This is a genomic window from Vibrio sp. R11-SG3-ISO3-SZ, from assembly GCF_059834345.1.
In genome coordinates, this window is record NZ_JCBDGX010000128.1 from 1 (window position 1) to 8,113 (window position 8,113).

Genomic DNA, 8,113 nt, shown 5'->3' on the forward strand with positions numbered 1-8,113 from the left:
ATTTGCTCCACACTCGACATCACCACATCCACCGATTTCGAGCTGATCGCTTGCAGCAGATGCAAGGCTTGATCGGTGTCGAGTGTACCCAACATGTGCGCCACGCTTTCTTGGCTGATACTGCCATTGCCAAGAGCAATCGCTTGGTCAGTCAAACTGAGTGCATCACGCATACTGCCATCCGCCGCATGGGCAATCATACCCAATGCGCGTGCCTCTGCACTCACTTGTTCCTGTGCAAGGATATGATCCAGCTGTTGATGAATGGCATCGACCGTAATCGGCTTAAGATGAAACTGCAGACAGCGCGACAAAATCGTCACAGGCAGTTTTTGCGGATCGGTGGTCGCCAGAATAAACTTCACGTACTCTGGCGGCTCTTCCAATGTTTTCAGCAGCGCGTTAAAGCTATGACGAGAGAGCATGTGCACCTCGTCAATCAGGTACACTTTAAAGCGTCCACGCGCTGGCTTGTACTGGACGTTGTCCAATAACTCTCGAGTATCTTCCACTTTGGTGCGCGACGCCGCGTCGATCTCTAATAGATCCACAAAGCGCCCTTGGTCTATCTCTTGACACGTATCACACTGACCACAAGGGTTGGCAGTAATACCCGTTTCACAATTTAGACCTTTGGCAAACAGTCGCCCAATCGAGGTTTTACCGACACCTCGCGTACCACTGAACAAGTACGCATGGTGGAGACGATTTTGAGCGAGTGCATTTTCAAGCGCCGTCAAAACGTGCGCTTGACCCACCACTTCACTGAATTTGGTTGGACGCCACTTTCGCGCTAAAGCAAGATAACTCATGAATAATTCCGATTAATGACCGTCAAATTCACAGATGCTGTAAACCGTAAGGCCGAGACCTTGCAGACGTTTATCACCACCGATTTCAGGTAGATTGATAACAAACGCCGCATGTTCGACCACGCCACCTAACTGTCTGATCAGTTTGGTGGTCGCTTCGATGGTACCGCCGGTTGCGAGCAAATCGTCCACCACCAGCACCTTGTCACCTTCTGAGATGGCATCGGTATGAATCTCTAGCGTATCAACGCCATACTCCAACTCATAAGATTGAGCGATGGTGTTACGTGGTAGTTTGCCCGGTTTACGCACAGGGACAAAACCCACACCAAGCTCCAACGCCAACGGTGCACCAAACAAGAAGCCACGTGCTTCTGTACCAACGACTTTGGTAAAGCCTTGATCTTTATATTTATCCACTAAAAGTTGGATCGTGGCTTGGTAGGCTTTGGCGTTCTCCATCAAGCTCGTGACATCACGGAATAGAATGCCTGGCTTTGGATAGTCTGGAATGCTTTTGATGCTAGATTTGATGAATGCGATCGTTTCAGTTGTCATAGTTCATTACTTACTTTGGCTAAGTGGGCGCCTATCATTGTTATCATCGGCCACTTAATAATGGGTTTTGTGCCACTCGGATCCGGTATCTGACCAAATCACTGACTAAAATACGGTTCGTATAAAAAACAAACGCCCACCAATAGAGTGGGCACACTTCTGGGTAATCTTAGTGATTTTCTTCTCTATCGGCAAGCAGCTCCATCACAGGAAGACGCAAGAACCAACTGAGTAAAATCACCAGCATCACCACCAACATCACTTTCAGCCATAGGTGAGGGACGACCCAAATTGAGAAGCTAAAACTGAGTACCATCGCGAGAGCGCCGCGCTGTTTTACGCCGCGCGTTACCGCCCGGTTCTGATGCCAATTGATAATGATAGGCCCGAACGTCGGGTGTTGATGAAGCCAGCGGTGAAAACGTGGACTGCTGCGCATGAAACAAGCGCTGGAGAGCAAAATAAACGGTGTGGTAGGGAGAACGGGAAGGAAGATGCCCAGTATGCCTAGGCATAAACTGAGCACACCAACAACATAGAAAAAGAATCTGCGTAGAGGAATGGTATGCTCCAGAACTGCGTTAGAAGCCTGCGTATCCGTTGAACACGCGAATCCAAGTCAAGGTCGCGGGAAGCGTTGGGATCAACAGGGCTGCAATAAAGCCTAAAAAGTAAAAAATATTATACGGTTCTTTAAAATCTTTGTCTGCCATGGGCTGCTTCTCTTTTGGTAGGTGGCGATACGTTTCTTTCAATAATGAAAGTCCCATTAACGCAAGTGCTGCCCTGCGTTTTAGGGTTATTTTTGTTTGGCGAGACTATACCTTAATGGTTAAAGCATAAACACCGAACAGGTGTAAGGTTATTGATAAAATGAGAGGGGATAACCCATCAACCCCAAAGGCGAATAAGGCCTTTGGGGTTGATCACTATTTGGGGAATACATGGATGCGTTTAAGCGCTGCCACCACGGAAGATGTCTAAAGTAAAGCTGCTAGAACCTAGGCGGCTTAGGGATATCTGACACGCCGACTGTATCAAGAGATCGGTGGTGATGAAGTTTTTGGCGCAGTTTTCTCCCAACTTGACGCCAGAAGGGATATGTTGAGATTGGTACCCATTCGACCACTGTGCATCCAGCCCGGCAGGCAGCAGAGACAGCTTTCCTGAGCAAAGATCTGCCACCCCAAACAAGGCTTTCACCGGTACGCCGCAGTCGGAGCACTGCATGCCTTTCTCTAGAATATCCGCCAGATCTTTCAAATCCGCATTGAAGGATTTGAGGTTACGCAGATAATCATGGAACAAAGCGCGAACCAGCAGCGTCGCCGCTGGGCCATGATGATGGCTACTGGCCGAATCCACCAAATAGAAAGCAAATTGACCGTTCATAAGCCAGGCATAATCAAACACCAAAGGCATCACATCCGTCGATTGCAGTAAGCGGTAACTGCACTTCCAATCCCCTTGTGCGGTGTCTTTGTCTGGCAGCAGCGCATGGAGTAAATCTTTGGCCGCACTTGGGTTATCCTCTAGAAACTCCAAGTGCCAATGAAGCTCTTGCTCCTCAGGCATATCCCCACTATCGACACGAAACCACTGACTGGAAAAATCCCTGAGATCACTGAGGTGGTTGTCAGAATCCTCCAACGTCACTTCAATGGCGTTGGCGAGGTGTTCATAATTGGAAATCGGTTTAGGAAGGAAATCTTTGATGCCGTAACGCAGCGCCTTCGCCACATCAGACATCTCATCGGTCGCCGATACAACAATAAGCGGCATAGACGGGTACTCTAAGCTCACCTCCTCGACAAACTCGATACCATCAAGCACCGGCATCGACAGATCACATAAAATGAGGTCGGGGGAATGTTCCCTCAACTGTTTTAAACCTTCTAAGCCATCTGAAGCCTCGATGACTTCATAACCTTGTGCGGTTAGAAATCCCGTCGTAATGCGACGAAAGATAGGATCGTCATCAACGACCATAATGAGCTTTTGACTTGCAGCCAGTCGCGGATTCACCACCGAGGCCACCTGAACTGATTTGTGCATAAACCTTGCCTCACCCAAATTTGGATTATCAACATTATTGTTATTATTAACTGCGTGTTTGAAACACTTCTTAAAAAGTAGTCGCCACGGCCCATTTATACAAATATTCCACCGTAAATGAGGGATAGCTACTATATGTATGAATCCGGTAAGATCGGTGAAGTTGTTGATGTGCCTCAAGCTTTGACATGATATATAAAGATAAATTACCTAAATTCGTAACCAAAGTGTGTTCGACAGAATGAAATTAGATGATCTCAACCTATTTAGACTGGTGGTAGAAAATGGAAGCTATACCGCAACTTCCCGTAAAACCATGATTCCGGTCGCCACGATCACTCGACGAATTCAAGCGCTGGAAGACTCACTTAACCTTCGCTTGCTCAATCGACATGCAAGAAAGCTGTCACTGACTGAGGCGGGTGAGCGCTTTTTCAATGAGTGCTCTCCCCTGCTCAACCGTCTGACGATGACAGCAGAGGAGATCTCTGATGAATGTCGTGGCGCTGCGGGTAAAATTCGTATTACCTCTCCTTCCAATCTAACCAAACGCATGATGATGCCGATGTTCAATGCGTTTATGCTTCAATACCCTGATATCCATATTGAGCTTGATACCAGCACGCAATCCGACCACCTTGACCCCACCGAGTGGGATGTCATTTTCCGAGTGGGGCCGCAGAGAGATTCAAGCCTGATTGCACGTAAAATTAGCTCGGTCAAAGACATTTTGGTTGCCAGCCCAACTTATTTGCGCCTACATCCTGCACCGAAACACGCCGAAGAGTTGAGCCAGCATGCACTGCTCAAAGGTTCGCCGCTGCTCAAATGGCAACTCAAAAATCACAATGGCGAAGTGGTGGTCAATAATGATAAAGGCCGCTTCCAAGCCAATACGCTCAATGTCGTTCGCAGCGCGTGTTCTGAAGGGCTTGGCATTACGCTCATGCCGGATGTGATGATTCGCGAGTACATTGAGGATGGCAGCCTTGTCCAAGTGCTCGATGACTGGATCGCTAACCCTCGTGATATTTATATGCTGTATAACCACAAAGACCACTTACCCGAGAAAGTCCGTTTATTCATCGACTTTGTGATCGCGTTCAACCTGCATTAAAAAAGCGCCTGATTGTTTTCAATCAGGCGCTTTTCTTTCTTTGTCCGTCAAGGATTACAAATACTCGACGAATTTACTCAACTCGCGATGGGGCACTTTCATTGGCTCACTATCGGGCGTACCAAGATAGAGGAATCCGACGATTTGATCTTCTCCCTGCAAGCCAAAAGCTTGATGCACATTCGGGTGGAACATCCAAGGGCCAGAGCGCCAGAACCCTTGGAAGCCCTGTGCAACCGCCGCCATCTGCATCGCTTGCACGGCACAACCTGCAGATAGGTGCTGCTCAAGTGCTGGCACTTTGTCGTGCTCCGTCACTTTGGCGATCACCGTGATCACCATAGGCGCGCGAAAAGGCGCATTTTTCACTTTTTCAAGCACAGCGTCATCACTATTGTCTGCCACCGCAGCACGGTGCAAAATCGCAGACAGCTTATTGAGCCCTTCCCCTTGAGCAATCACGAAACGCCACGGCGTCAACCCCGCATGATCCGGCGCACGCAGGCCAGCGCGAATGATGTTTTCTAATGCGACTCCCTCAGGAGCCGGGGCAGACAGTTTGCCGACTGAGCGACGGTTGAGCAGTAAATCAAGCGCATCCATTTGATATCCTTAATGATTATATTCGAGACACTCGCCAGCCTATGGTTGGCTGCTTATCGATATAAATAGTAACGCGTCAAACAAAAAAAGCGAGCCTATTACCGAGGCTCGCTTTTTATTTTGAGAAAAAACTAGTTGCTGTAGAAGGGCTTATCTAACCCCGCACGTGTTAACAGCCCATCGCATGGCGCGAATCGATCCCCGTATTTTTGTGCGTGGTCGTTCATGATATCCACCAGCTTCTTCACGCCAATTTGGTCCATGTAGCGGAAAGGGCCACCTAAGAATGGAGGGAAACCAATACCAAAAATCGCCCCGATGTCACCATCTCTAGGACTGCGAATAATGCCCTCGTCCAGACAGCGGACCGCTTCGTTGAGCATCGGCAGTACACAACGCATGGCGATGTCTTTCTCAGCAAGGTTAGATTCCGGGGTCAATTTCAGCAGTTTGTACACGGACTTATCGACCTCTTTCTTCTTCCCTTTGTAGGTGTAGAAGCCTTTGCCACTCTTGCGCCCTTTACGGCCATCATTGAGTAAGATGTCAAACACATCTGGGCCTTGAAAACGCGCGCCGAGTTCTTTGACCAAGATAGGCATAATTTTCGCGCCGATATCGACGCCAACTTCATCCAACAACGTAATAGGGCCGACTGGGAAGCCGAAGTTAAGCAGCGCTTTATCTAACTGTTCAATCGGTTCTCCCGCCATCAGTACTTGCGCCGCTTCATTCATGTAAGGCGCCAAAATACGGTTAACGTAAAAGCCTGCACAATCTTTGACCACAATCGGCGTTTTGCCTTGTTTGCGAGCAAAAGCGACCGCGGTGGCAACCGTTTCATCCGACGTGCCTTCGTGTGGGATCACCTCAACCAGCGGCATTTTTTCCACCGGGCTGAAGTAGTGCAACCCGACGACTTTCTCAGGGTACTTAGCCTCGGCGGCAATTTGGTGGATCGGCAATGATGACGTATTGGTCGCAAAAATAGTTTCTGCATGGCCATTGGCTTCCACATCCGCCACCATTTGCTGCTTGAGCGTCAAATCTTCAAATACCGCTTCAATCACGATGTCTGTGTTTTTAAAGCCGGTAAAATCGGTGCCACCCGACAGCTGCACCATTTTCGATTGCAGTTGCGCTTTGGAAAGAATGCGACGTTGACGCTGCTTGTCGAACAACTTGTAGTTGTATTGCAAAGCGTTAAGAACGCCATCGTTTGACACATCTTTTATCCGGACAGGAACTTTCGCTTTCGCCACACTAACGTGACTAATGCCCGCCCCCATCAAGCCACCACCTAGCACGGCGGCGCGCTGAATCTTTCGCGGCGTAGCATCACTGCCGTTGTCTTTTTTCATTTCAGTGGTCGCAAAGAAAATCGAGCGCAGTGCCTTCGATTCTGAGGTCATCACCAACTCGCCAAAGCGCTGTGCTTCTTTCTGTAACCCTTTATCGAAACCGTGCTCAAGTCCGTAGCGAATGACGTCTAAAATCGCCTCTGCCGCTGGATAATTGCCGCGCGTTTTGGCGTGGGTTTTCTTGGCAGCTTGTTCAAAGATCACCTTGCGGCCCAACCCGGTGTGCGCCATCAGCTTTTCTTTAGTCGATGCTTTTTTGCCACTTTTTCGCTTCGGCGATGATTTTTCAATCAAGCCTTTCGCCACATCGAGCAAGATAGTCTGCGGCACCACCGCATCCACCACGCCCAATTTGCCCGCTTTTTTCGCTCGCAACTGTTTACCGGTCAAAATCAAATCCAGTGATGGCAGCAAACCAATCAAACGAGGCAGTCTTTGCGTGCCGCCCGAGCCTGGCAAAAGTCCAAGTTGAACTTCAGGTAGACCCAGTCTCGTCGCATCATCATCACTACAAACACGATAATCACACGCCAAAGCAAGCTCTAAGCCGCCGCCCAAACACGGACCATGAATCGCCGCGACAACAGGAAAAGGCTGATCCGATAATGTCGCGAACATCTTCTGACCTTGTTGCGCTAACGCTTGTGCTTCTGCAGCACTTTGACAGGCGTCTAACATACGTACATCGGCGCCAGCAATAAAGTTGTCCGGCTTGAGTGAGTGGACCACCATGCCTTTGAGGGTAGACTGCTTGTCACCGAGCTCATCAAAGATAGCGGCCATTTCATCGGCAAACGCCGCTTGCAGCGTGTTCATTTTCTCGCCGGGCACATCAATCGCCAGCCAAGCGATGTTTTGCTCATCAATGGTTAAGTTAAATGCTTTTTGCTCACTCATTATTCGACCTCCAGAACCATTGCTGCGCCCAATCCACCTGCTGCACAGGCGGTATTCAATGCCAATCCACCGCCACGGCGTTGCAACTCACGCAGCGTTTGCGTAATCATGCGAGCGCCCGTCGCCGCGAATGGGTGTCCGTAGGCAATCGAACCACCTAGAACGTTAAACTTATCCATATCAATCTCACCGATGGCTTTTGAGCGACCCAATTTCTCTTGGGCAAACTTATCGCTCGCAAACATCTTCACGTTCGATAGCGCCTGAGCGGCGAACGCTTCGTGCATATCGATCAAGGTCAAATCAGACAGCGTAATACCCGCTCGGTCGAGTGCAACCGGTGTGGCGTACGATGGCCCCATCAACATGTCGGTTTCAACGCCAATCGCCGAGAAGGCGTAAGAACGGATGTAACCCATGATCTCAAGCCCAAGCTCCTTAGCGCGCCCTTCTCGCATCAACATAATGGCGGCGGCGCCGTCCGTCAGTGGCGTACTGTTTGCCGCTGTCACGCTACCAAACTTACGATCGAATGCAGGACGAAGCTTGGCGTAGCCTTCTAAGGTCGAATCGCGGCGAATATTGTTGTCTTCGGCGATCCATTTTTTGTAGGGCTCTGGGAAAGCGGTCATCACTTCGTCGCGAATTTTCCCTTCTTCCCACGCTTTTGCCGCTAGCGTATGCGAACGGTGCGCTAACGCGTCTTGCTC

Annotated in this window: 9 protein-coding genes; 1 reads left to right on the forward strand and 8 read right to left on the reverse strand. The window is 49.5% G+C overall.

The features are described from left to right. The 5 genes from dnaX to AC6R1O_RS15115 all read right to left on the reverse strand — a co-directional run. A partial coding sequence (gene dnaX / locus AC6R1O_RS15095) for a DNA polymerase III subunit gamma/tau (RefSeq protein ID WP_500657315.1) occupies positions 1-812 on the reverse strand: 812 nt, incomplete at its 3' end. 12 nt (positions 813-824) lie between these two features. Continuing rightward, positions 825-1,370 carry an adenine phosphoribosyltransferase gene (gene apt, locus AC6R1O_RS15100; RefSeq protein ID WP_334551070.1) on the reverse strand — a complete coding sequence of 182 codons (546 nt, stop codon included), beginning with the start codon at positions 1,368-1,370 and terminating at the stop codon, positions 825-827. Between the two features lie 169 nt (positions 1,371-1,539). Beyond that, entirely contained in the window at positions 1,540-1,944 is a 405-nt protein-coding gene (locus tag AC6R1O_RS15105; protein ID WP_500634173.1) for a YbaN family protein, read from the reverse strand. Positions 1,945-1,951: 7 nt separating this feature from the next. Then, complete coding sequence (locus AC6R1O_RS15110; protein WP_334551071.1) at positions 1,952-2,083, reverse strand: hypothetical protein; 132 nt, start codon at positions 2,081-2,083, stop codon at positions 1,952-1,954. Positions 2,084-2,324: 241 nt separating this feature from the next. Next, complete coding sequence (locus AC6R1O_RS15115; protein WP_500657316.1) at positions 2,325-3,425, reverse strand: response regulator; 1,101 nt, start codon at positions 3,423-3,425, stop codon at positions 2,325-2,327. A gap of 241 nt (positions 3,426-3,666) precedes the next feature. On the opposite strand from AC6R1O_RS15115, the gene AC6R1O_RS15120 reads away from it, so the two are divergent. Next, on the forward strand, positions 3,667-4,542 hold the full coding sequence (locus tag AC6R1O_RS15120; RefSeq protein WP_500625794.1) for a LysR family transcriptional regulator: 876 nt from the start codon (positions 3,667-3,669) through the stop codon (positions 4,540-4,542). A 54-nt stretch (positions 4,543-4,596) separates the two neighbouring features. Here AC6R1O_RS15120 and AC6R1O_RS15125 read toward each other — a convergent pair whose 3' ends face one another. From AC6R1O_RS15125 to AC6R1O_RS15135, 3 genes are all read right to left on the reverse strand, one after another. Continuing rightward, on the reverse strand, positions 4,597-5,145 hold the full coding sequence (locus tag AC6R1O_RS15125) for an NAD(P)H nitroreductase (protein WP_487903248.1): 549 nt from the start codon (positions 5,143-5,145) through the stop codon (positions 4,597-4,599). Positions 5,146-5,276: 131 nt separating this feature from the next. After that, complete coding sequence (gene fadJ / locus AC6R1O_RS15130) at positions 5,277-7,403, reverse strand: fatty acid oxidation complex subunit alpha FadJ (RefSeq protein WP_500657317.1); 2,127 nt, start codon at positions 7,401-7,403, stop codon at positions 5,277-5,279. Next, the coding region (locus AC6R1O_RS15135; RefSeq protein WP_500657318.1) for an acetyl-CoA C-acyltransferase at positions 7,403-8,113 on the reverse strand (711 nt) is incomplete at its 5' end. The genes AC6R1O_RS15135 and fadJ, both read right to left, overlap by 1 nt.